Raw genomic sequence first — 24177 nt, forward strand, 5'->3', positions numbered from 1 at the left:
ACAAAATAAACACGGCATGAGTCCTGTTGAATATAGAACTCATGCCGCGTAAACGGCAGTCTTTTAAAAGTGTCTACTTGACGGGTATACGTTCAAAATGACAGCTCATATCTTAATCTATTGCCCCGGTTAAAATACTAAAACAAGATGTTAATCTTGACTCATTGCTTTGGTTATTTTTTCAAATAGTTGAACTGGCATTGTGAATTTGGTAGGTTTTTCATAATGCACATATGTAAATACTTCTACCTAATCCCTTAAACATCCATTCTAGGATTATTTTTAATTTACATATGTAATATTCTGTAAATGCATAAGAATTTCCTTCCTACTCCCAATACAATTTCCATTTCTTTGGACTAATTATTATAAAATTCGATTCTATTTTTTCCTTATTGCTAAATAACCTAATCCTAAATAAATAATCCCAACACATAAAATAAATAGTTCATTTTTATATCCTAGCGACCCGAAAGAAAACAAAAAGATTACAATAAACACAATACCAAGTGCTATACAAAATCCTATAAAAAAAATAGACCAGGTTTTGTTTTTAAGCTTGAATGCTCCAATCATAGTAATACAACCAATAACTAAAAGGATGATAAGGAGTAGTATAGATGATTTATCAAAAGAGGAATGTTCATATCCTGTATTTAATGCTTTTGAAAGACTCATTCCAATAAAAGACAATATACTAAATCCTATTCCGACGAAGATGGTCAACATGCCCACAATAACCCCAAATGTCTTTGTAAACATATATTCTTTAATGTTATCACCTACTGTATTTATTCAACTATCTATTTCATATTCCACTAACTCTATAAGATTAGTAACTTTTTAATTTCTCCTGATTTATTTCTTTCTTTATTTAATAATTTTTTGTTGTATCAATGTCTCAATGGCAATATTTTTAGCTTCACTTCCACCACCATTTATATTCACGGCAAAGACCCATGTATCCTTTTTTGTCTCAACAAAACCTATATACCAGCCCAGTCCAAAATCTGATAATCTTGTCCCTGTTTTTCCGTGCAAAGTATAGTTATCTTGATCGTCCTGAATCATCATCCTTTTAACTGTTTTTTGATGTTTCTCTTCAAATGGAAGATTTTCATGTACGAGTTTTTCCATAAACTCCACTTGTTCAACAGCTGATATCTTCATTGAGCTATCCAGCCAAAACAAATCAATTCCGCCTGATATATCTTGATTGCCATACTCCATTTTATTAATGTGTTCTTGCATTCTTGTTTCTCCGATTTCTCTTGCCATATCCTGATAAAACCAAATAGCAGATTCTCTCATCGCAGAAGCCAGTGAGTGATCTCGATTCCAAGATTCAAATTCTCTTACCACCCCATCCCAGCGTTTAACCTCGTACTCATCTCTTACTGCATTTGTTTGCAAACCAATTAATGCATTTGGTACTTTAAAAGTCGATTCTGGAGTAAGTCTTAACATGCTTCTTTCTTTATTGTACAAATACGTCTGTTGTGTTTTTAGATTTTTAAGCACCATCGTGCCCTCTTTACCCTTAAAAAGCTCTTGAATCTTTAATTCTTTTGATTGCTGATTGGCATTTGACACTCCTGATCCCGAAAAAACAAGCATAAAAGAAAATAATAGAAATACCGCTGCTCTTATCATCTTCATTAGTAATTCCTCCTTTTTAATAGGTAAATTTCATGATGTCATATTCACTTTTGATACCCTATACTATAAGCAATTAAAAAGATCATGGAAAGCTTCGTTTTTCGCGTCTGTACCCATACAGATGAAAAAGGAGAGAACACACTTTGCTGACTAAATATGAAGAAATTATGAATGAAATCAAAACGAGAATAGTAGAAGGACGCATTTTACCCGGGGATAAACTTCCATCAGTCCGATCACTATCAGTAGAACTTCAATGCAGCATAAATTCGATCGTTAAAGCTTATGCAGAGCTAGAAAAAGAACACAAAGTGTACACTGTTCCAAAGAGCGGTTATTTTCTTGTTGGGGGCAATTCCTTACCTCATGAGAAATTTTCTAATTTGATTGATTTTTCATCTGCTGGTCCAGACCGCATCAAAATGCCATACCGTGATTATCAGCACTGCATGAATCAAGCTATTGAGCTTTATAAGGAAGAAATGTTTCAATATTCCGAGCCTCTCGGTTTAGCCACTCTTCGCCAGCAGCTTTCCAAGCAGCTTCAGAATCTCCAAGTTTTTGCCCCTCCAGAAAGAATCGCAGTGGTATCTGGGTCTCAGCAGGCTCTCGATCTCCTTGTCTCTCTTCCCTTTCCAAACGGAAAAGAGATAATCTGTGTGGAACAGCCCACACATTTTAGTTTTATTGAATCCATTACATCAAGAGGGTTAAAGGCCGTGGGCATTGAGATTACAGAACAAGGGATTGATTTTGAGCATTTAGAGGATATTTTCCGAACAATGAGTATTAAATTTTTTTACACGGTCTCTAGGTTTCAAAATCCAACCGGATACAGCTATTCCAATGATGAAAAAAAGAGGATTGTACAGCTGGCACAGAAATATGACGTGTACATCATAGAGGATGATTATATGGGGGATCTGGACACACGGAGTAAGGCTGATCCAATGTTTGCTTATGATCCTTCTGGCAGGGTCATCTATACGAAAAGCTTTTCCAAGGTGCTTCTTCCAGGTTTAAGACTTGGAGCTGCAGTTCTTCCGGATGCGATGGTCGAGGTCTTTACGAAAGCGAAATTTGCAGCTGATGTTCATACACCAGTTCTTACCCAGGGTGCTCTGGAAGTCTATTTAAAAAGCGGTATGTACAACGCCCACATTCAAAAATTAAGAAAACAATACAAAAAAAAGGGAATTATTTTAAAGCATGCCTATTTAGAACACCTTCCTGAAGGAACATCATTTTCGGGAGGAGAATCCGGTTTCTATTCAACTATCAAATTGCCGGAACAAATGAAAGCAAAGCATCTTGTCGAACATCTGAAAAAAAAGAATGTGCTTGTACAGGATGCAACGTATATGTTCCTCCCTCCATATCGAAAGGAAAACCGAATTCGGATCAGTGTGTCACAGGTTGAAGATCAACTCATCGGTTTAGGTGTAAAGAAGATAGGAGAAGGAATACAAGAACTTTTAAACAGAAAAATTAATAAATGAAGAGTCACTTGCTGACTCTTTTAGCTTTTTGAAAATATTGCAGAGTTATATTAAGTATCCCCATAAAGGAAAACCTCTCTTCAATTAAACTGCCCCTACCGTTAGAGAAACAAGAAAATCTACCAAAATTATAGCTCAGATTACACAAGCACCGCTCTCTTTTAGTACACCTTTTCTTCGTACTGTGAAACTAGATTCTACAAACATTTCATAACCTGTTTTCGATAAATATTTTTACTAAAGATATCAAATAATAAATTCATCATAAGGAGGATTGTATCCAATGGAAAAAATTTTGTTCATTACCTTTCTTTTATTGATTCCTTTATTCTCCTTTCAAATAAATGCGGATGCATCCACTAACAGTCGAGAAGCATATGAAAAAACAGGGCGTGTTATGTGGGAAGTAAACACAAAGGAAAAGTTAGTTGCCCTTACTTTCGACGATGGACCTCATCCTGTTTTCACTCCACAAATACTTGATATATTGGCAAAATATGATGCTAAAGCTACCTTTTTTGTTGCTGGCAATAAAGTAGTCAGATTTCCAGATCTTTTAAAAAGAGAAGTGAAGGAAGGACATGAAATTGCCAATCATACTTTCCACCATATTTATGGGAATATATCATCCGCAAAACTATCATCTGAATTAGAAGAAACAGATAAAATTATTAGAAAATTCACTGGTTTTAAACCGTCTCTTTATCGTCCCGTAGGAGGGTTTTATAATGATGTTATTATTAATACAGCTTTAAAAAATGGAAAAGTGGTCGTATTATGGTCATGGGATCAAGATTCTCGTGATTGGGCAAATCCTCCAGCAAGTCAAATGTTCAGTTATATAAAAAAAGGGGTAAAGCCAGGTAATATTATTCTATTTCATGATTGGCATGGAAGTGAATATACCCAAACGTGTTCAACTGTTAAAGCATTAGAAAACATTTTGGATTTTTTAGACATGAACGGGTATAAATGTGTAACTGTATCTGAATTGCTCTACCGTTCGACGCAAATAATTCCAGAATCTTTCGAAATCTACCCTTCAAAGAAAGGAAAAACTTCTCACATTGATTTAATGTTTTAAATGCATTTTTTAGCATAATTAGTCTAATGTTACATTAATGAGTCAAATTTCTTGTTCAACTACCCTGCCCCGATGGATTAAGTACAATATTTCACAATCTTGTTATTGGAATAAAAAAAAAGCGACCTTCATTTTTGAAAATCGCAACCGTAAATTCAATAAGGTGAAAATTTTTAAGGTGTAGTAGGTGTATCTAGGCATGATCCAAGCGTAGATGAGACAGACCGCAATGGCTAAATTCCTCCACTTGCGCTTTTGCTTCCTTTAATATTCACCTTTAATTACAAAATACGAGCCCCGAATTGTTCCAGCTAGTTTAGACTTCTGCCTTGCAAACTTAAACTTCCCTTCTAACTCCTTTGGTACCTCCATCCCCTCAGAAAGCTTAAAACCAACGGCCCGCTTCTTAGGGCCATCAACCGTATACATGACATTGATCGCAAGTCCATCCTCATAAAAGACGTAGGCAAATTTGATATCTTCTACTTGAAAACGCGACGTTTCTAAAGGTTTGGCCGCAAACTCAATATCACGTTCTTCTTTTAAAATTCGGTTCACATAATCAATACTCTCCTGACTTTCACTAGCTGGTACAACCGTAAATTCATGCTTGTATTTGTTCATAAAGTAACGGGCTTCATTAGCACGTAAACCAGCAAGCGCTTCTACAACTGGTGAAGACTCTAAACCAACAGTAGACACATTTTTAAAATCAACGATATAGGACATTTACATTCCACCTTTTTTCTCTTTATTCCCCAACAACGATAATCCATATTTTACCATAAAATAAGCCGTTCTTCAAATTTGCTTATTTAGACGATACAAATTTTGGTGAAATGTAGAAGCACATATAGAGGTTTGGTCTTACTTTTCCTCTAACACTTTTTTAAGGTCTTCACCCATATTCGCCCAACCATATTTCGCACCATTGAACGCTTGATCCTCTTTTTCGAATCCTGTTTGTTCAAGGTGTAAGTAGGTTGTTCCATCCTCTTGCTTCAATGTCCATGTGACTGTAGTGTTTATCGGACCACCTACCCATGTGTATGATAACTTATAAGGCTCGTCGACTACTAATACTTCACAATCTACAATTAAATTCCACTGCTCATTTTTGAATTGACATTTATGTCCTACGATTGGTTTAAAGTTATTTTCCATTATCCATTTTGCAAGAGTATCCGAATCTGTTAATGCGTTCCACACCTTATTGATTGGACTTGTAAACTGAAAATCTAATGATACATCTGCCATTATTTATTCCTCCGATAATAATTTTTTTAAAAGTGCCACATTTCCCATCCAAAATTTCTCGTAAAAGGAAACCCAATCTTTAATTTCCTGTAGAGGAGCTGCATTTAGTCGATACCTTGTTTCTCTACCAATTTTACGGTCAGCAACTAGACCAGCTTCTTTAAGGATAGCCAAATGTTTAGAAACAGCAGTACGACCCATTTGAAATTGAGCAGTTAATTCGTGAAGAGGTAACTCTTCTGCATCTGCCAACAAGCGTATCAATTTACGTCTTGTTGGGTCAGCGATGGCTACATAAACATCACGCTCTTGATTTCTCTCGTTCAATATCCCCCCTCCTTATTGATTGGACACCAATTGGTGTCTTTATTATAGGACACTAATTGGTGTCCTGTCAATTTTATTTTTGACATCATGGTATTTGTTTATTCTCCTATCATCAAATATTTAGGTTCCTCCTATATTAATTATTCAATAGTTTAAGTTTCAAACTTATTTAATCCGTTTACAAACCTGCATCGTTACTACAATAGAAGATTATTTCTTATTTCAAAAAAAAGGACGGTAATCCTTCTGGATCACCGCCACCGATAGTTTAAGCACATTATTTCACAATTATTCTTTTGTAATTTAGAAAGAAAGCGATTATCTGCTAGTGAATTTCAGGAAGTTCTGAAATGACATTTTGTAGACAAAAGGGGGTTTTTCGCTCTTCATAAGCATAAAGTGGAAAAAGGTATCACATTAGTTCATTTGGATGCGATTCGTCTAAAATCTGAGACGAACACCATAGCTGTTTGTATATTATCTTTCAGTTGCCATATTTCCCATTGCAATAGAAATTCTATTCCAACTGTTAATTTGATTAATTATGAGAACAAGGTCTACATATTGTTTCTCATCATAATGTTCACGGACTCGTTGATAAAGCTCATCTGGAACACGCTTTGTCGGGATTAATGACACGTGCTCTGTCAACTCTAAAGCTACTTTTTCTGCATCTGTGTAAAATGTGCACTCTCTCCAAGCACTAATACAATATAAACGTTGTTCCGTTTCACCCATTTTTCTAGCATCAGCTGTATGCATGTTAATACAATATCCACAACCATTTATTTGTGAAGCCCGAATTTTTATAAGTTCACGAAGTTTACGGTCTATACCTGTTGTTTTCGTATACTTTTCCATTTCCATCATTATTTGAAGAGCTTCAGGTGCTACATTGTAATAATTAATTCGTTGTTCCAATATTAATTACCTCCTAAAAAAAATCATCACCTTATCTTAACTTTTATGCGACCAGATTCTTAATATTCTTGTTCATCCAACCTGCCCCTTTAATGAAAGACACTTTTCATTTTGAACAAAAGCTTATCGATACTTGAATTATGATAATGTGTATTGTTTTTTGTGTTAATAATAATCCAAAGATAAAATTATTATTTATATTTTAAGAAACGGATAAAAAGCAAATGAAGTATATGTATCCATAAAAGAATAGGATATGAAAGAGTAGAATACCAGAAATTCCAACCGTTATGATAAAAGAACCCACTTTTTATTGCTGTCCATTCGTAAAGCAAACAGAAAACAGTCCAAATAATGATATAAAATATTTTATGTAATAAAGATTTTTTTTGTGGATAAAAGTTTAGAAAGAGTATGCCCGAGGCAGGAAATAATCCCACAATGGCTAAAAAGCCTTTTAATTGAAGACCTTTTTCAAAGTATCCATATAAATCGTATTTTAGATCTAATGTAATATCGGAGAGCAGTCCTAATGTTAAAGAAAATAAAGCTGTAGAATAAATTTCCTGCTTAGTAATGTGTTTGGGAACAAAATAAGCTACCATATTAAAAATAAAAACGGAAATCAATAAATAATGATGTTAGCCTAGAATGCGGACAAGTTAAATTGATAAATCATTTATAATGGTTACAATACATCAATTAAAGGGCGTGTCTATAATGGGGAAACATCATGATAAAGAGTTCAAAATCCAAGTTGCTAAATTAGTTGTAGAGGAAGGGAAAAAACCTGGAGATTTAGCAAAAGAATTAAATATATCGTATCCAACGTTGTCTAAGTGGGTTGCAGCTTATAAGGATAAAAAAGATGAGGGATTTGTAGGAAGTGGCAATATTCCTCCTGAGTTACAGTCCAACAAAGAGCTGGCAAAACGTATCAAAGATTTAGAAGAGGAAAATGCCATCTTAAAAAAGGCTATGCACATCTTCACGAAAAGCCCCAAGTAATATATCAATTTATTAAGGAACATGAATCGGAGTTCCAAGTAGTGAAAATGTGCGAGGTACTAGGGGTTTCTACAAGTGGGTATTACGATTGGAAAAAACGTCCGATCAGTACTCAAAAGAAAAGAAAACTAGAGTTAACCAGGGAAGTTAAAAGGGTTTTTAAAGAGTCAAAAGAGCGATACGGGAGTCCTAAAATCACGGAACAATTGAAACAAGATGGAATTGTCACTTCCAGGCGTACGGTACAACGAATTATGGAAGAAGAAGAGATTCAATCTTGTACGGTGAAAAGATTCAAAGTCACGACTAATTCTACCCACTCCTACCCCATCTATGATAATTTACTCAAACAAAATTTCACCACTCAAGCTCCGGGACAAGCTTGGGTGTCCGATATTACCTACATCTGGACGAATCAGGGATGGGTATATCTAGCTTCAGTTATGGATTTATTCTCCCGTAAGATCATTGGTTTTCACATAAGTCATAGATTAAATAAGGATTTGGTAATAATAGCCCTACAACGTGCGATGAATGCTCAAAAACCAAGAGAAGGACTGATCCATCATTCTGACCGCGGTAGCCAGTATGCATCTAATGAGTACATTGAATTGTTAAAGAAAGCCCATATCAAAGTAAGTATGAGTCGTAAGGGTAACTGTTACGATAATGCTTGTATAGAATCCTTTCATAGCGCCATAAAAAAGGAACTGGTTTATCAAAATCAATATAGAACGAGAGAAGAAGCAAAACAGAGTATCTTTGAATACATTATCTGTTTTTACAACTCTAAGAGATTGCATTCAACACTCCAATTTCTTTCACCTAATGTCTTTGAAAAACGATACTTTGAACAATGGAAAATATCTTGATTTTAAGTATTAACCTCGCGAATTAATTCATCTCCAAAGGAATGAATTAATTCGCGAGGGGACCAAGCGTATGCGCGGTAGAGAAAAAGAAAATAATAATCAATTTCCTGTGTCCGTATTCTTGACGTAGTATCATAAATCATCTATTTCTCCTAATTAGGTTAAAAATAATTCACCGTATTCTTATTCTTACCTATATTTTATTTAGCTAACATGCTCCGATTGTGAAACAAGAAAAGCTGCCCTAATAATGCAAATGGTAAATACAAGTCTGCATGAAAGACATTATCCCCTCTTCGATTAACATTCCCCTGTAGAAAAAAAAGCTACTTTTATTACACTCCTATCTTCAAATATATCACTCGGTATTAAAAATAAGTTGTTGATGCACTTCTTTGGCTTTTTTCACTTCTCATGACTTTCGTGACGTTTAATATTGCAAAAGATGTGATTCAGTGAATAATTTAGTAATATTAAAGAATGAAGATGGTACATATCAAATCTTAATTGGGAGAATGAGATTATGAAAGAATATCAAGAAATTAAAGTTACGAAAAAAATCCCTACAGCCATTACATGTAACAAATGTGGTAAGAGGGAAAAAATAACAGAATATGGTCTTGAAGAAAACGAGTATCATACATTTAACATAGTTTTTGCATATGGCTCAATGTATGATGAACAAAAATGGAAATTTGATATTTGTGAAATTTGTTTGGTTGAATTTGTAAAAACTTTCAAACATTCACCCGACATCTATGAAGTCTAGCTAATGCTAGGCTTTTTTTGTTCTAGTTTATGTTTCATTTCAGTATTTGGGTTTATAGATAAACCTATTAATCTAAGAGACATATTTCTTAGATATTCGAATATCAAAAATAGAAAAAAGGAAGAATTATTCCAATTACAGATTCAGTATAAACACTATTCTGATTCTTGCAGGAATATTGTTTTACTCCATGACCTGAAATTACCAATTAGTTTCGATTGTGATTTAATATTTCACCACTATACTAATATATGGACTAAAAATTTACATAAGGTGGATTTAAATTGAAGGAAGCGTTTTCTAAAACTAGAACTTTAGCAAGTACCATATTATTGATTCTAGCTACCATTATATTAATCGTTTTATTTTCATTGATCATTACCTGCATCGTGACTACATGGTGGATGATTTTACTAGTGGCTTTGATTTTCTTAACTTTATGGTGGCGTTCAAAGCAAAGTGATCGTATAGCAAAGATCAGAACAAATACGGTAATCTTACTTTTACTTATGTTTATGTTACCTTCTATTGGTCTCTGTTTCATTGAACATGTTAAGGATATATACCAGGCTCTCGTAACCATATGGGTGTTCATCACGTTTATAAGGCACTGTATTCTATCGAACCTATTGCATCTATTGGCCTTACTCATTATTATTCTTTATTTACTATTCAACGTCCGTAAAAAAATAAAGAATAAGGAGCCTCTGAAAAATTATCCTGCGTTATTCTTAATTGTAGTTATTTATTTCCTAGTATCTGTGGGAGTCTGCGTGTACCACGACATGCTTGACTATACGAAGAAACAAGATGAGCTGGAAAAAATAGAAGTCGTTAAAAAGATACAAGAGGAAAATGAAAAAGAGGCTCGAGAAGAACAAGAGCGTCTCAAACGAGAAGCAGAAGAGAAAAAGAAAAAAGCCATGGAAGAAGCTGCTGAGAAAAAGAGACTAGCTGAGGAAGAAGCAAAGAAAAAGACCGAAGCTGAAGCTAGAAAAATAGAAGAAGCAAAGCTACAAGCACAAATGGAACGTGAAAGAGCAGCCCAAGAAGCCAAGAGAAAGGCTGAAGAGAGAAAAGAGCAGCAGCAAAAGCCTAAAGCCCCTCCTGTCAACTATTCTGTGGATCGAGATTGTAGCGACTTTAGCCATGAAGGAGAAGCAACAGCCTTCATGAAAGCTTCTAAAGCAGAAGGTTTTGGCGATCACAGACTTGACCGTGACGGTGATGGAAAGGCTTGTGATGATTAAGGGGTACAACCTCTCATTTATAATAAACTTTGAAAACAAAAATCGGGGTTAACGGTTCCGATTCCAGGTTCATCACACTCATTAGAAAGTCAGTTTGATATAATAATTGGGCATAAAAAATCAAAAGCTTACCGTAAATGGTGAGCTTTTTTGCTACTAATATTATGATGACCCATTCCCCTTACAACATAGGTCCGCTATTTGTACTTATGAAATTGCTATTTAGAGAAATGATATTAACTTGTAACCAGCTTAACAGTCGAATTTAGCTGAAGCCCTAAAAGCAAGCTTTCTGCACAAAAAAGACGCTTCCATTGGGAGCGTCTTAATTATTATAGAACAAACGTTCGTTTTATGGGACAGTTTAAATAAAAACGGGTATACTCAACCTTCATATTATTAGTATAAACGATTCATAATTATAAGTCTATTTGTTTTCAAGAAAATGATCTATAGTTTAGATACCCGGCCGGGAAGCTCGCTTAGTATATATTTTCAAGCTTAGCATGAATGGAAAGAGGATGATTTTGTGCAAATTCGTTTTTGGAATAACAATTTGAAAGTTCGTTTATTCGGAGAAGCGTTGTTTAATATGCTTTTTTGGATGTACTTTCCATTTATCACTGTATATTTTGGTGAGGCATTAGGCAATCATATTGCAGGTTTAATGATGACTGTCCCTCCGATATTCAGTATGATTGGGAGTCTGTTCGGTGGAGCATTGGCCGACAGATTGGGCCGGCGTCCTGTAATGCTTCTGGGTGCTTCTATTCAGACGGTGATGTTTGCAATGTTTGCGTTGTCACCTTCCCATTGGATAGATTACATCGCTTTTATCGGGATTGGGCTGGGGGGTGCCCTCTATAGGCCTGCTAGCACTGCTATGGTTGCTGACTTGGTTCCAGCAAAAGACCGTCGCCATGTATTCGCAACATTTATGACTGCCAATAATATAGGTGCTGTGCTCGGGCCAGCACTTGGAGCTATTTTCTTCTTCCATTACCGGCAAGAACTGTTGTGGACTTGTACATTCGTCTTGCTGCTATATTTCATCGCCATTTATTTCATCGTTCATGAAACATTGCCACATTCGGTAAAAAGCCCGGAGGTTTCACCTTCCGTTACACGTGTATTCAAGGAACAGTGGAAGGGATATGGCATTATTTTTCGCGATAAGGTGTTCCTGATTTATATTTCGGCAGGCATCTTTGCTCTGATACCCATCATGCAACTGGATTTATTTTTGCCCGTATTCGTTATTAATGAAGTTCCTCCACAAGCTCTATTCACTTGGAATGGTGATTCGATTATGCTATCCAGCAAGGAGATATTTGGTTGGCTATTGGGGTTTAATGGTCTATTGTTTGTCCTATTTATTCTTCCTGTTACGAAATGGTTCCACAATTGGAAAGAGCGCAATGTATTCATTCTGTCATCATTATTGTCTGGTATAGGCACATTCTTCGTTGGAATGAACACCAATATATGGTTCTTGTTTTTCGTTACGATCATTTTCACTTTTGGTGAGATTGTACGGTCTCCGGTTACACAGAGCTTCATCAGCCATTATGCCCCAGAGCAATCAAGAGGACAGTACCTTGCAGCCGATAGCTTGCAGAATACGATTGGAAAATTCTTGGCACCAATGACAGTTTTCCTGTCTAGTTGGATTCCACCTATGGGAATATTCAGTATCATTTTGTTGTTTGCATTGATCAGCATCGTGTTATACATTCAGTTATTTAGAATCTATGTGGAACAGCCTGAAGCTGCAAATTGATGGATTCCTGATTTCATAAAAAAGCTCTGTGGTGATAGCAAAAAAAAGCAAAAAGCCGACAAGATAAAATCTTGTCGGCTTTAAATGTTGATTGGAAAATTAACGAATTAATAAGCTGTCCAACCCGCATCCCCAGTAATAACTGTTCCATTTACAAAACTAGATTCATCAGAAGCAAGAAATAGAGCTATGTTTGCAACGTCTTCTGGTTTATCGACACGTGGATTTAATCCCAATCCCGGTTGAATGCGTCCCATTCCCAAATGGCATATGATTGATAACTAGCATGTAATTCTGGATTGATTTTGTGTTTTGGGAAATTTACGCTTAAATCGTTCAAAGCTAGATTATATCACGTCCCACAAAAAGTTCGATATGGACGATCTGATGGCCCAGGCAGTGTGCAGTATTCTTCATAATTAGGTGTGTGTGCGAAAGGATTTGCAAGTACAGCAAGCAGCTTCTCCATTACGCTGTAGTCCCCTTTTTCCACTGCCGCTTCCAATGCTTCTTCAACTCTGTGGTTCCGAGGAATTACTGCCGGATTTCTCATTTGCATCAACTCTTTGGAGGATTCTTTCGATTCCTCCTGCCTCCCTAATCTCTCCTGCCATTTCACATGCCATTGAGTAAATTCTGTAGAATTGAAAAGTTCTTCTTCCTCACCCTTGCCAAAAGTTAAGGCTCGGAACGTATTGGTATAGTCTGCTTTATGTTCCTGCATCATATCAAGCAGATCTTTTATTAGGGTTTCATCCTGCTCCTCTTCATTAAATAACCCTAGTTTGGCTCTCATTCCAGCAAGCCAATGACTCTGAAACAGTCCAGTAAATTTCGCTAGTGCATCCTCAGCAAGTTTGACAGCATGTTCCTGCTCATCATGTAGCAACGGCAATAATGCTTCAGCAAATCGTGCCAAGTTCCAAACGGCTATATAAGGTTGATTTCCATACGCATAGCGGCCTTGGCGGTCTATGGAACTGAATACTGTAGCAGGATCATATGCATCCATGAATGCACAAGGACCATAATCAATCGTTTCTCCACTAATGGTCATGTTGTCGGTGTTCATCACACCGTGTATGAAGCCAACCAGCTGCCATTGGGTAATTAGTGCAGCCTGGCGTTCAATCACTTCCTCAAGCAGAGAAATATAACGATCCTCATTAGCTTCAACCTCTGGATAATGTCGCTTCAATGTATAGTCCGCCAAGATTCGGAGTTCCTCAACTGTTCCCCATTGTGCTACATATTGAAATGTACCTACTCGCAGATGGCTGTCAGCCACACGTGTCAGGATGGCACCGGGTAGTTTCGTTTCACGGTATATGGTCTCACCGGTTGTCAACACGGCTAAACTACGGGTAGTAGGTATGCCTAGCGCGTGCATGGCTTCGCTAATGATGTATTCTCGCAGCATTGGTCCCAGAGCTGCTCTGCCATCACCCCCACGGGAGTATGGCGTTCGACCTGGACCTTTTAACTGAATATCAAATCGTTTTCCAGAAGCTGTGATCTGCTCCCCCAGTAGGATTGCACGGCCGTCCCCTAACATGTTGAAATGCCCGAATTGATGTCCAGCGTAAGCTTGAGCCAGTGGTGAAGCCCCTTCCGGAATCTCATTGCCAGCAAACACCGCCACACCCTCTACACTTTGCAAGGCCTCGGCGTTCAACCCAAGAGATTTTGCCAATGATACATTGAAAAAGGCCAATTTCGGTTCCCGTACAGGAGTAGGGTTTTGGATGGTAAACAGTCTTTCCGGTAAACGACTGTAGCTATTATCAAAGTTCCAACCAGCTTCAAATTTTTCTTTTGTCATCGTATCTCCTTCCCTTCTTTCGACCTTATGTATCTTAGTTTTTACTTTTACATATAAAAGGTTAATGATATTTTTTGTTAGCAACTTCCTATCCCTAATCTCTATTTAGTGTCTAACTAATATCAATTTAACATACCCTAACATCACAAAGATGAAGCCCTGGAAATATTTTTCTAACAGTAATCTACCACGGAACGGGAATCAACCCTAAGGATTTACTTAATAGAAAACGCTTGCAATTATAATATTCTGTTTTATAATACTTGTATACAAGTATACTTGAATTAACATGAGGTGAATGCATGACGGAAATAAAAGAGTTTTTATATCCACAAAAATGGCTGTCCAAGGCTTCTACAGGTGATCGTGTAACTAGTGAGCTTAGAATGCGTATTATTTCCGGGTTAATTGAAAGCGGTACCATCCTTTCAGAAAATAAGCTAGCCGCAGATTTTAATGTGAGTCGCTCCCCCATTCGCGAGGCATTAAAGGTTCTGGCTTCAGAGAATATGATTCGATTAGAACGAATGGGTGCAGTTGTCATTGGCTTAACTGAGAAGGAAATTGAAGAAATTTATGATGTACGTTTACTCATCGAAACGTTTGTGTTTGAACGGCTTGTAAAGGTGGACACGACGGAGTTGGTTCGAGAACTAAGTAAGATTCTCGAAATGATGAAAATAGCCATCAAATATAAAGATGCCGATGATTTTTCCTATCAGGATGTCCTATTCCATGAAACCATCATTCAAGCCATCAATCATTCTTACATCATGATGATTTGGAATAATGCAAAGCCAGTCATGGAAGCATTTATCCTTTTGTCAATGCGGTTGCGGTTCGAGGAAAAGTACGAAGATTTCCAACGAATTATTGATAATCACGAGCTTTATATTGAAGCCATCAAAACCAAGAATAGAGACCTCATGATTCAATCTTTACATCAAAATTTTGATGATGTTCAAGGTAAAGTAGATGACCTTTGGATGTCACAACAAATGCTTTCCAAGGGAGTGGAGAAAGAAAGTGACTAGCTATATGTTAGGGGTAGACATCGGTACGACAAGCACCAAAGCTGTATTATTCAGTGAGCAAGGTAAAGTCATCCAACAAGAGAATATTGGCTACCCTCTTTACACACCAGATATATCAACAGCTGAACAGGACCCTGAAGAGATTTATAACGCAGTGATCACTGCTATTACAAAAATCATGAAACACCAAACTCCAGATAAGGTTTCGTTTATCTCCTTCAGCAGTGCGATGCACAGTGTCATAGCTATGGATGAACATGATCGCCCTTTGACCCCATGTATCACCTGGGCCGACAATCGGAGTGAAGCTTGGACACATAAAATCAAAGACCAGCTAAATGGCCATGAAGTGTACAAACGAACAGGAACACCGATCCATCCGATGTCACCATTAAGCAAAATCACATGGATTGTAAATGAACGAGCTGAAATCGCTTCGAAAGCGAAAAAATATATAGGTATTAAAGAATATATTTTTAAAAAGTTCTTTGATCAATACGTTGTCGACCATTCCCTCGCCTCTGCCATGGGGATGATGAATCTTAAAAACTTGGATTGGGATGAGGAAGCCTTAGCGATCGCAGGCATTACAAGAGACCAATTATCTGAGCTTGTCCCTACAACAGAGATTTTCAAAAACTGTAATCCTGAAATTGCTAGACAGATTGGGATCGACCCACAAACTCCTTTTGTCATTGGTGCAAGTGATGGCGTCCTTTCGAATCTAGGTGTGAATGCGATTGGAAAAGGAGAAATTGCAGTCACGATTGGGACGAGTGGTGCCATTCGAACCATCATTGACCGGCCACAAACAGACGAAAAAGGACGAATCTTTTGCTACGCATTGACCGAAAAACATTGGGTCATTGGTGGCCCTGTCAATAATGGCGGGATGGTTCTTCGCTGGATCAGGGATGAATTTGCGGCTTCAGAGGTGGAAACTGCTAAAAGATTAGGCATTGATCCTTACGATGTGTTAACCAAGATTGCTGAACTCGTAAAACCAGGCGCTGAGGGATTACTGTTCCATCCTTACCTAGCCGGAGAGCGTGCTCCATTATGGAATCCTGATGTACGAGGTTCATTTTTCGGCTTGACAATGTCTCATAAGAAAGAACATATGATTCGTGCTGCGCTTGAAGGTGTCATTTTCAACTTATATACCGTATTCCTAGCACTGGTTGAAGCTATGGAAGGCCCTGTGACCCGTATTCAAGCCACTGGTGGCTTCGCAAGATCGGAGGTATGGCGTCAAATGATGTCAGATATCTTCAATTTGGAGGTCGTGGTTCCTGAGAGCTACGAAAGCTCTTGCTTGGGTGCATGTATATTAGGCCTATATGCCACGGGAAAAATTGATTCCTTCGAGGTTGTTTCAGAAATGATCGGCAGCACTCACAAGCACTCGCCTAGTGAGGACGCCGCTAAGGAGTATAGACAATTGGTGCCAATCTTCATTAGCTTATCTAGAGCATTAGAAGAGGATTATTCACGAATTGCCAATTATCAAAGAAGCTTGATTAAGTAATTTTATGGGGATGAACTACTCCCCCACTAGTCCGTTCCAATCAAGGAGCTAAATACGAACAAGGGTGTTACACCGTTTATATGCGGACAAATAAAAATATTTTATGTTTAGGGGGATTACAATGCCTTTAGTTATAGTTGCAATTGGTATTCTAGCGTTACTTATACTAATCATGGGCTTCAAGTTAAACACGTTCATTTCATTGATCATTGTTTCGTTTGGTGTTGCTTTGGCACTTGGTATGCCATTAGGGGAAATTGTTAAAACGATCGAAGCTGGTTTAGGTGGAACACTAGGACACTTAGCGTTGATATTCGGTCTTGGTGCGATGCTTGGTAAACTCATCGCAGATTCCGGTGGCGCTCAACGTATCGCTATGACTCTAGTAAATAAATTTGGTGAAAAAAATATCCAGTGGGCTGTAGTTGTTTCTGCATTCATCATTGGCGTTGCTTTATTCTTTGAAGTAGGATTAGTTTTATTGATTCCAATCGTATTCGCGATTTCGAAAGAATTAAAGGTTTCTATTTTATTCCTTGGAATACCGATGGCAGCAGCGTTATCCGTAACACACGGCTTCCTGCCACCACATCCAGGTCCTACAGTTATTGCTGGTGAATATGGAGCAAATCTTGGTGAAGTATTGCTTTACGGCTTTATCATTGCGATTCCTACAGTTTTATTAGCTGGTCCTCTATTCTCAAAGTTTGCTAAAAAGATAGTTCCCGAATCATTCAAGAAAACTGGTAACATCGCTTCTTTAGGGGAACAAAAGGTATTTAAAATCGAAGACACACCTGGTTTTGGAATCAGTGTTTTCACTGCTATGCTACCTGTTATTTTAATGTCTATCGCTACAATCATCACATTGGTTCAACAAACTATGGGTATTGAAGATAACCGTACTCTTGAAATTATCCGTTTTATTGGTGACGCATCAATCTCCATGGTCATTTCATTATTAGTTGCTATTTACACGATGGGATTGGCTAGAAATATCCCTATCAAAACGGTCATGGAATCTTGTACAACTGCCATCACTCATATTGGTATGATGCTTCTAATCATTGGTGGAGGAGGTGCCTTCAAGCAGGTTCTTATCAATGGCGGTGTAGGTGACTATGTAGCTGAATTATTCAAAGGTACCTCCCTATCCCCTATCTTATTGGCTTGGATCATCGCAGCAATTTTACGTATTTCCTTAGGTTCCGCTACGGTTTCAGCGTTAACAACTGCTGGATTAGTTATTCCGATGCTAGGACAATCCGACGTGAACCTTGCACTAGTTGTACTTGCAACTGGAGCTGGTAGTTTGATAGCTTCCCATGTAAATGATGCAGGCTTCTGGATGTTCAAAGAGTACTTTGGTTTAAGCATGAAGGAAACCTTCGCAACTTGGACATTGCTTGAAACGATCATTTCTGTAGCTGGTTTAGGATTTATTCTATTACTGAGCCTATTCGTTTAATTCTTACTAAAAAAGGTCAATCCCCATTACATATGGGGGATTGACCTTTTTTGTTAGGAACCTAAGATCCCCATATGGCTACATTCTGATTTTGCAAATCAAACCTATTTTCCTTCCATCCTAACGTGTTCATCACGTAACCTAGTGAATCTGCATTATATCTGCCAGCAATTTTTTGATATGCTAATAGCTCATACACATTGTTTGAATCAAAATCTACTGGGTATAGTCCACTTAATGGATTCACAAAGCCGGTTATAGGACTTTTCAGCTTGCCGTTTGTATCATAAATTTCATTTAAATACTCAACATCTCGTGTAGAAATATCAATAATGTATTTTGTATCATTTATCCTGCTGACAACTTCTACCTTATAATTGTCTTGATAATGCACATCGTATTGGTATTGTTCATTATATACATTAAAATCAAACAATAATTGTGCTGAATTATCTAAGAAGGAAAAAATATAATGGTACATAATTCCCCCGCTTCCCCCTGTAGCGATGCTTACTAAAATTTCATCTACTCCATTCCCCGTAAAATCCCCTAAGAGTAGTGTAGGGTTATAACCTGTATTTTCACGGAGAGGGATACTATTGATCACACCTGTTCCTCCATCCTGTACATGGAGGGTAATATTTTGGGTGAAAGGACTATTTGGAGTCTTCATTCCAGTTAAAAAAACAATATCAGCTACCCTATCACCGGTTACATCTCCCTGGACAACCGAAACCATACTCTCCTGAAACACTGTAGACCTTGGATAGTAATTAAACATGACATTCTCCTTTCGTGATACCAATAATAATAATTATTTATTTTATGGGCTAATAGAAAGGTTGCTACAAGTTAAATTGCAATATTTTATGTATTTTCTAATCACAAACAACATACATCTAACAGTGGATAGTTGCTTTTATATATCCTATTAACGTTATGTGAACCTTATTTTTTTAATCGGATTGAAAATACACAAATTCTAGGTTAATAGATGTTCATCTTATGCAGGAATATATTCATTCGTAATATTGGAGGAAATCAGATGCGAACATTCGGTTCTTTCCATGGAACGGTTACCATGATTAATGATTTTAATGTAAGTGGTAATGAGGAATTGACGGGTTGTTATAAATTAATGACATTAACGAATGATGAGGGTACCGTTGTAAATTTTATCATTAGTCCAACAACCTACTTCTTGAATCATGTAATGGTTGTGGTAGGAGATCGGGTAACTGGTTATTATGATGTTAATGTCCCTGTCGTACTTATTTATCCCCCACAATATGAAGCCATAATTATCGCAAAAGATACACCTTACCAAAATGTGAAGGTAGCTTATTTTGACAATCAGCTGTTGAGTAGTGATGGTCAATTAAAATTAAATCTATCTAGTTTCACCCCAATTTGGCTAAGGAATGATCAGCCCTTCACCCACTACCCTGGAAACCGGGATTTGCTAGTGGTGTATGGACCAACTACCATGAGCATTCCGGCGCAAACCACTCCCTATAAAATTATTGTAATGTGTTAGAATTCGAGAAGATCAAGATGTAACTTCACCATTGACCCACTGTCTAGGATACGCTCTATGGCAAATAAAAAAGGGCCAATCCCTCATTGGTTATGAGGAATTGGCCCTTTTAAACATTTACTTTCATAAATTGTAAAAGCTATAATATATAAACGATAGTTGATAAACAAGGTTCTTAAAATCAAAATGATTTTTTTTGCGTGTTTCTTATTAGCCCCTAAAAACATAATTAAGAATAAATATTCTATTAATCGTTAACAAAAAGGATTAGAAACCTAATTCCTAATCCTTCAAAAATTTCCTTACCCAATTATTTTATTTCCTCCATTGCATCAAGGGGGATAGGCAGACCCACCTCTACAATTCGGTTCAATTTCTTCCCTTTCATTTGTTCAATACTTGTAACATATTCACCATCCATTAATTTGACCTCTGAAGTTTTAAACTCTTCTAGTCCCAATAAATGCGATTGATCCTCTAAAGGTTTTTGAATGTCTAAGCCCTCGCTTTTTACCACTACTAGCTCGGTCATATCATTTAAAGGTTTTATATAAAAGTGATTTACACTTAATAGAGCAGCAATCACTACAAATATTACAATCATAAAACCTATGGGTCTTAGTTTCTTATTGATTTGTTGCATAAACTCCCCCCATAAATTTATTATTGCCCTGTAAGTAATAGCATACTTAGGTGCTGATACGTTTCATCATTCTTCCATTATTTAAATTGCTTCTTATCAAGTTTACCAAGTGGTGTATATGGCATTTGATCAACCAGGACTATTTCCTTTGGTATCTGATATCTAGCAACTCTAGGGTATAACCATTCATAAATTTCTTCTTTTGTAAGATTACTATGTTTAACTGGGTGCACAAATGCTTTCAATCTTTGGCCAAATTTTTCATCTCTCATTCCTATTACTGCTACCGCTTCCACTTTACGATGGTTTATTAATACCTGCTCAAGTTCAATTGGATATACATTTACACCAGCTGAAACAACCAAATCATCTGTTCTGCCAGATAAAAAATAATACCCATTCAGATCTTGGTATCCTAGGTCCCCTGTTTCTATCCAAGAATATTTTCTCTTTCTTATAGACCAAGTATTTTTGATGCAAAATTGGCCGATTGAACCCACTTCAACCTTTTTCTTTTGGTTATCCAATACATACAGACGAACACCTTTTATTTTTTTCCCAAGTGTATATGCTGAATATTTTAAGTCCTGTGGTGTCGCGATTATATTCAACCCAGCTTCTGAAGTACCGTACAGATTGTACAGGACATCCCCTAATTTACTAGAAATTTCAGTGACAAGTTTCGGATTAAGTTCTGCACTGCCTGATGCAATACAAACAAGAGATCTTAAATCTTTTGCATTATATTTCAACATTTTATGTATCATTAGAGGCACTACCGTTACGATTTCCACTTTGTGTTCACGAATGAGACCACATGACTTTTCTGCATCAAACCCTTTACTTATCACCACTTTTTTCCCTAATGCCAAAAATAAAAATAAAACTGCTAGACCATAGCCGTGATAAATAGGTGTAGCAATATAAACAGTTTGGTAATGTAAAAGTTTCAATCTAGTCAGTAAACCTAAAAAAGGATTTAAGTAAGTGAATATGGATGGTTTATGTGCCACTTCTTTTGATTTTCCTGTGGTACCACCTGTTAGCAAAACGAGTTTACTCATTGAAGTTCTATTCAGTTTTGGTTTTTCATTTACATCCATTTTAATTAAATTATTAATTACAGGATAATGATTATGATAAGCCATAACCTTAGCTTTCGTATTACTTAATTCTTCCTCCATGGCGCTTAGGACACCATCATATACAATCATATCAAAATCATGTCGGTCTATTATTTGCTGAATCTGACTCCTACTCATTTCGGGATTTAATAAATAAACATTTGCTCCTAATCTAGAAACAGCAAATAGAGACTGAACCAAAAAAGGGTGGTTTCTACATAAAAAACCTACCTTCTGACCTCTTTTAAGCTGGTAGTTCTTAAATAGAATAGTAGATATCTCTTCTGATCGGTCAAATAATTGTTTATAACTTAATGTTTCTTTCTCATACACGAATGCTACGTTATTACCATATGTCTTTTCTGCAAAAGATAACAGTGTCATTACATTCATTCCATATTTATAGATGGAAGCCATTAACCTGAATAAGCCTAATGGGGAAAGAACTTTCATTTTGTATAAAACAAAAATAAGCTTAATTATCCGCAACCTTTATTTCCCCTTTTTTCTCAAGATTCTAGTGACACATTTTTCATAGGTTATTCTAAAAGCGATAGATGACATCTCACCAAAAATTAACCACCAAGGCCTATAAATTCTCTTTTTTGTATACATGGACTTGCAAACAATTTTGGCAACATGGGTCGGACACATGACAGGCATTTTTTGATAAGCAGTAGTTGGAAGTATCATTGGAGTTTTTACTAATGGAAGATAGATAGAAGTTGTTGAAATTCCCATAGCATTCAATTCAGGGGCTGATGACCGAAACCAGGTATCTAAAGCTGACTTTGATGCCTGATAAGCAGCCCAGTAGGGAAATGGTAGTAACAAAGCATTTACTGTAGATATATTGATAATCTGTCCTTGATTTTTTCGAAGCATAGGAATGACTGCCAATAGTAATTGAACCGGCGCAAAATAATTGATTGCCATCGTCCGGGTAAAATCATGATATCGATCTAATGAATGATTAATCGATCGCCTAATAGAAATACCCGCATTGCTAACTATTACATGAATTCCTTCAGGTAGTTGATGAATAAATGTTAGCAATCCCTCCATCTCTAACTGATTTCTTAAATCTGCTCGAAAAATACTTACTTTTGCAGCTTTTTTTTCTATTTCATTCTTCATTTTCAAAAGCTTTTCCTCATTCCTAGCCACTAAGATTAAATGAGCACTTACATCCCCAAGTAAGTAAGATATCTGTTCTCCTATTCCTGAACTAGCACCAGTTATAAGAATGGTTTTTCCTTTTAATATACTTCTAAGCTTTTCTTTGTTCAGATGAGTATGTAAAAACAATATTCTTTCCAAAAAGTTATATGGATGCATCTTTTTTAATCCCTTTTTTTATTAGATTAGTATTGTATCGTTTATTCGACCAACCAATGCGTCATATATCTCCTCAAGATGAAAAGTATAGAAACATTTCCTTAAATCCTCTTTCTATTAAAAAGATACAAAATCCTTTTTTATAAATGATTCCCTCCGAATTATTTACTATTTTTTTCTTTGTCTTACTTCAGATTATTAGACTCTATTCTTATATATTATGCTTAATGATCTGAAACAACAAAAAGTGCCAGGCACCACAAAAAGTAATTTTGTGGTACCTGGCACTCTGTTATTGACATTCTATATTATTCAATTGTTCTCTCAAATCTTTCACCAGGTTTTCCACACTGGGGCTTCCTAAGCCTGTCACAAGTCATATCCAATCTCAGCATTAATGCTCCCACATTCCCCTTAGAAACTGCGATATTCGATCTATTAAGTTAGCAATAATTTAATGCACGGACTCCAACGCTTCTTGTTCAACCTTTTGCAAAAATTCCTGTACAACTTTATTGTTACTTTCTTGGCTTCCGAGCTTTAACATGGCTCTTCCTACAAAATTAACCCCTTTATTTTGTCCCTCATAAATAAATTTTGTATGCGTTTCATCCAATTTAACTAGAGTAAAGGTAAGAGTAATCTCAAATGCTTTTCCTAAAACAAAGCTAGTAGTCTTTACCTTCTTGTCCTCATGATCTTCGTACACTAATGTCTCAACAATATAGGTTTCAACACGTTTTCCTTCGCGATATTTCTGCTGATGCTTCGCTCCTACCTCCCATTCCTTCCCTTCAATTAGTGTATGTTCCTCTACTTTCGGCATAATTTTCTTGATATTTTTATCTGAAAATAATTCCCATACCGTTTCAATATTCGTTTTGATTGTAATTTCTTCTTTCCATTCAATCATTCGTTCTCCTCCTTCCCAGATGCTAGAAATTCATCAATCTCTTCAGTCTGTTGACGAAGATCTTCTATTTGCATCTGGATCTTATTCCTTTTTTCTATTAATAATTCTTCTAAACGTGCAAATGACTCGTCCTCCATTACAGAAATCATCTCCTGTATTGTAAAACCGAATCTTCTTAATTTCACTAAAAGGATAGCAAGAAAGTAGCTTCCATCATCTAATAACGATAGCCGTTATGAGGATCAATAAAGGCAGGTTCGAGTAATTTAACTTCTGCATAATATCGTAAAGTTTCTTTACTTAATCCAGTCATTTTTGCAAACTCACTAATTTTGTGCATCCTT

At 36.5% G+C, this 24177-nt stretch carries 24 protein-coding genes and 2 pseudogenes; 10 read left to right on the forward strand and 16 right to left on the reverse strand.

Annotated elements, in window-relative coordinates; genetic code table 11:
- Positions 1-381 precede the first annotated feature (381 nt).
- Positions 382-693, reverse strand: a complete 312-nt coding sequence (locus G3O09_RS20105) for a hypothetical protein (RefSeq protein WP_163103233.1) — start codon at positions 691-693, stop codon at positions 382-384.
- Positions 694-870: 177 nt separating this feature from the next.
- Positions 871-1659, reverse strand: coding sequence for a class D beta-lactamase (gene blaOXA / locus G3O09_RS20110; protein ID WP_163103234.1), 789 nt, complete (start codon positions 1657-1659; stop codon positions 871-873).
- A 143-nt stretch (positions 1660-1802) separates the two neighbouring features.
- Here blaOXA and G3O09_RS20115 point away from each other — a divergent pair, with 143 nt between their 5' ends.
- The gene (locus G3O09_RS20115) at positions 1803-3158 is read left to right on the forward strand and encodes an aminotransferase-like domain-containing protein (RefSeq protein ID WP_240338507.1); all 1356 of its coding nucleotides are present in this window, start codon (positions 1803-1805) and stop codon (positions 3156-3158) included.
- A gap of 283 nt (positions 3159-3441) precedes the next feature.
- Complete coding sequence (locus G3O09_RS20120) at positions 3442-4242, forward strand: polysaccharide deacetylase family protein (RefSeq protein WP_163103235.1); 801 nt, start codon at positions 3442-3444, stop codon at positions 4240-4242.
- Between the two features lie 264 nt (positions 4243-4506).
- Here G3O09_RS20120 and G3O09_RS20125 read toward each other — a convergent pair whose 3' ends face one another.
- The 5 genes from G3O09_RS20125 to G3O09_RS23025 all read right to left on the reverse strand — a co-directional run bounded on the left by G3O09_RS20125 (position 4507) and on the right by G3O09_RS23025 (position 7352).
- Positions 4507-4971 (reverse strand): phage tail protein, encoded by a 465-nt coding sequence (locus G3O09_RS20125; RefSeq protein ID WP_163103236.1) that lies wholly within the window; start codon positions 4969-4971, stop codon positions 4507-4509.
- 138 nt (positions 4972-5109) lie between these two features.
- On the reverse strand, positions 5110-5499 hold the full coding sequence (locus tag G3O09_RS22615) for an SRPBCC family protein (RefSeq protein WP_240338508.1): 390 nt from the start codon (positions 5497-5499) through the stop codon (positions 5110-5112).
- Between the two features lie 3 nt (positions 5500-5502).
- A complete protein-coding gene (locus G3O09_RS22620) occupies positions 5503-5826 on the reverse strand; it encodes an ArsR/SmtB family transcription factor (protein ID WP_163103237.1) in 324 nt (107 codons plus the stop codon).
- A gap of 477 nt (positions 5827-6303) precedes the next feature.
- Positions 6304-6747, reverse strand: coding sequence for a carboxymuconolactone decarboxylase family protein (locus G3O09_RS20140; RefSeq protein WP_163103238.1), 444 nt, complete (start codon positions 6745-6747; stop codon positions 6304-6306).
- A gap of 191 nt (positions 6748-6938) precedes the next feature.
- Positions 6939-7352, reverse strand: a complete 414-nt coding sequence (locus tag G3O09_RS23025; protein WP_420850364.1) for a CBO0543 family protein — start codon at positions 7350-7352, stop codon at positions 6939-6941.
- Positions 7353-7467: 115 nt separating this feature from the next.
- On the opposite strand from G3O09_RS23025, the pseudogene G3O09_RS20150 reads away from it, so the two are divergent.
- From G3O09_RS20150 to G3O09_RS20165, 4 genes and pseudogenes are all read left to right on the forward strand, one after another.
- Positions 7468-8627 (forward strand): annotated as a pseudogene (locus G3O09_RS20150) (IS3 family transposase).
- A 523-nt stretch (positions 8628-9150) separates the two neighbouring features.
- A complete protein-coding gene (locus G3O09_RS20155) occupies positions 9151-9396 on the forward strand; it encodes a hypothetical protein (protein WP_163103240.1) in 246 nt (81 codons plus the stop codon).
- Positions 9397-9680: 284 nt separating this feature from the next.
- Positions 9681-10646: an excalibur calcium-binding domain-containing protein gene (locus G3O09_RS22625; protein WP_240338509.1), complete on the forward strand. Its 966-nt coding sequence runs from the start codon at positions 9681-9683 to the stop codon at positions 10644-10646.
- A gap of 529 nt (positions 10647-11175) precedes the next feature.
- Entirely contained in the window at positions 11176-12426 is a 1251-nt protein-coding gene (locus G3O09_RS20165) for an MDR family MFS transporter (protein WP_205439694.1), read from the forward strand.
- Between the two features lie 107 nt (positions 12427-12533).
- Here the strand turns inward: G3O09_RS20165 and G3O09_RS20170 are convergent.
- Both G3O09_RS20170 and G3O09_RS20175 read right to left on the reverse strand, forming a co-directional pair.
- Positions 12534-12665, reverse strand: a pseudogene (locus G3O09_RS20170) (SDR family oxidoreductase); the annotation flags it as partial.
- Between the two features lie 113 nt (positions 12666-12778).
- Positions 12779-14248, reverse strand: coding sequence for a protein adenylyltransferase SelO (locus G3O09_RS20175; protein ID WP_163103242.1), 1470 nt, complete (start codon positions 14246-14248; stop codon positions 12779-12781).
- A gap of 302 nt (positions 14249-14550) precedes the next feature.
- Here G3O09_RS20175 and G3O09_RS20180 point away from each other — a divergent pair, with 302 nt between their 5' ends.
- The 3 genes from G3O09_RS20180 (at position 14551) to G3O09_RS20190 (ending at position 18278) form a co-directional block, all read left to right on the forward strand.
- A complete protein-coding gene (locus G3O09_RS20180) occupies positions 14551-15282 on the forward strand; it encodes a GntR family transcriptional regulator (protein WP_163103243.1) in 732 nt (243 codons plus the stop codon).
- Positions 15275-16810 (forward strand): gluconokinase, encoded by a 1536-nt coding sequence (gntK, locus tag G3O09_RS20185; protein ID WP_163103244.1) that lies wholly within the window; start codon positions 15275-15277, stop codon positions 16808-16810. Before G3O09_RS20180 ends, gntK begins: the two co-directional genes overlap by 8 nt.
- A gap of 121 nt (positions 16811-16931) precedes the next feature.
- Entirely contained in the window at positions 16932-18278 is a 1347-nt protein-coding gene (locus G3O09_RS20190; RefSeq protein WP_163103245.1) for a GntP family permease, read from the forward strand.
- 61 nt (positions 18279-18339) lie between these two features.
- Here the strand turns inward: G3O09_RS20190 and G3O09_RS20195 are convergent, their stop codons facing one another.
- A complete protein-coding gene (locus G3O09_RS20195; protein WP_163103246.1) occupies positions 18340-19059 on the reverse strand; it encodes a VCBS repeat-containing protein in 720 nt (239 codons plus the stop codon).
- Between the two features lie 264 nt (positions 19060-19323).
- Between G3O09_RS20195 and G3O09_RS20200 the strand changes: the two genes are divergently transcribed.
- On the forward strand, positions 19324-19815 hold the full coding sequence (locus tag G3O09_RS20200) for a hypothetical protein (RefSeq protein WP_163103247.1): 492 nt from the start codon (positions 19324-19326) through the stop codon (positions 19813-19815).
- Positions 19816-20125: 310 nt separating this feature from the next.
- Here G3O09_RS20200 and G3O09_RS20205 read toward each other — a convergent pair whose 3' ends face one another.
- From G3O09_RS20205 to G3O09_RS20230, 6 genes are all read right to left on the reverse strand, one after another.
- Positions 20126-20458: a hypothetical protein gene (locus tag G3O09_RS20205; protein ID WP_163103248.1), complete on the reverse strand. Its 333-nt coding sequence runs from the start codon at positions 20456-20458 to the stop codon at positions 20126-20128.
- 77 nt (positions 20459-20535) lie between these two features.
- Positions 20536-22071, reverse strand: a complete 1536-nt coding sequence (locus G3O09_RS20210; RefSeq protein ID WP_205439695.1) for an AMP-binding protein — start codon at positions 22069-22071, stop codon at positions 20536-20538.
- A 3-nt stretch (positions 22072-22074) separates the two neighbouring features.
- Positions 22075-22920 carry an SDR family NAD(P)-dependent oxidoreductase gene (locus G3O09_RS20215; RefSeq protein ID WP_163103249.1) on the reverse strand — a complete coding sequence of 282 codons (846 nt, stop codon included), beginning with the start codon at positions 22918-22920 and terminating at the stop codon, positions 22075-22077.
- A 454-nt stretch (positions 22921-23374) separates the two neighbouring features.
- Positions 23375-23833, reverse strand: a complete 459-nt coding sequence (locus G3O09_RS20220; RefSeq protein WP_163103250.1) for an SRPBCC family protein — start codon at positions 23831-23833, stop codon at positions 23375-23377.
- The gene (locus tag G3O09_RS20225) at positions 23830-23970 is read right to left on the reverse strand and encodes a MerR family transcriptional regulator (RefSeq protein WP_163103251.1); all 141 of its coding nucleotides are present in this window, start codon (positions 23968-23970) and stop codon (positions 23830-23832) included. The genes G3O09_RS20220 and G3O09_RS20225 overlap by 4 nt, the downstream gene beginning before the upstream one ends.
- Before the next feature lie 80 nt (positions 23971-24050).
- Positions 24051-24173, reverse strand: a complete 123-nt coding sequence (locus tag G3O09_RS20230) for a MerR family DNA-binding transcriptional regulator (protein ID WP_163103252.1) — start codon at positions 24171-24173, stop codon at positions 24051-24053.
- Positions 24174-24177 lie beyond the last annotated feature (4 nt).

Origin of the sequence: Peribacillus alkalitolerans, from assembly GCF_010882125.1 — a bacterium.
Taxonomy (GTDB): Bacteria; Bacillota; Bacilli; order Bacillales; family DSM-1321; genus Bacillus_BN; species Bacillus_BN alkalitolerans.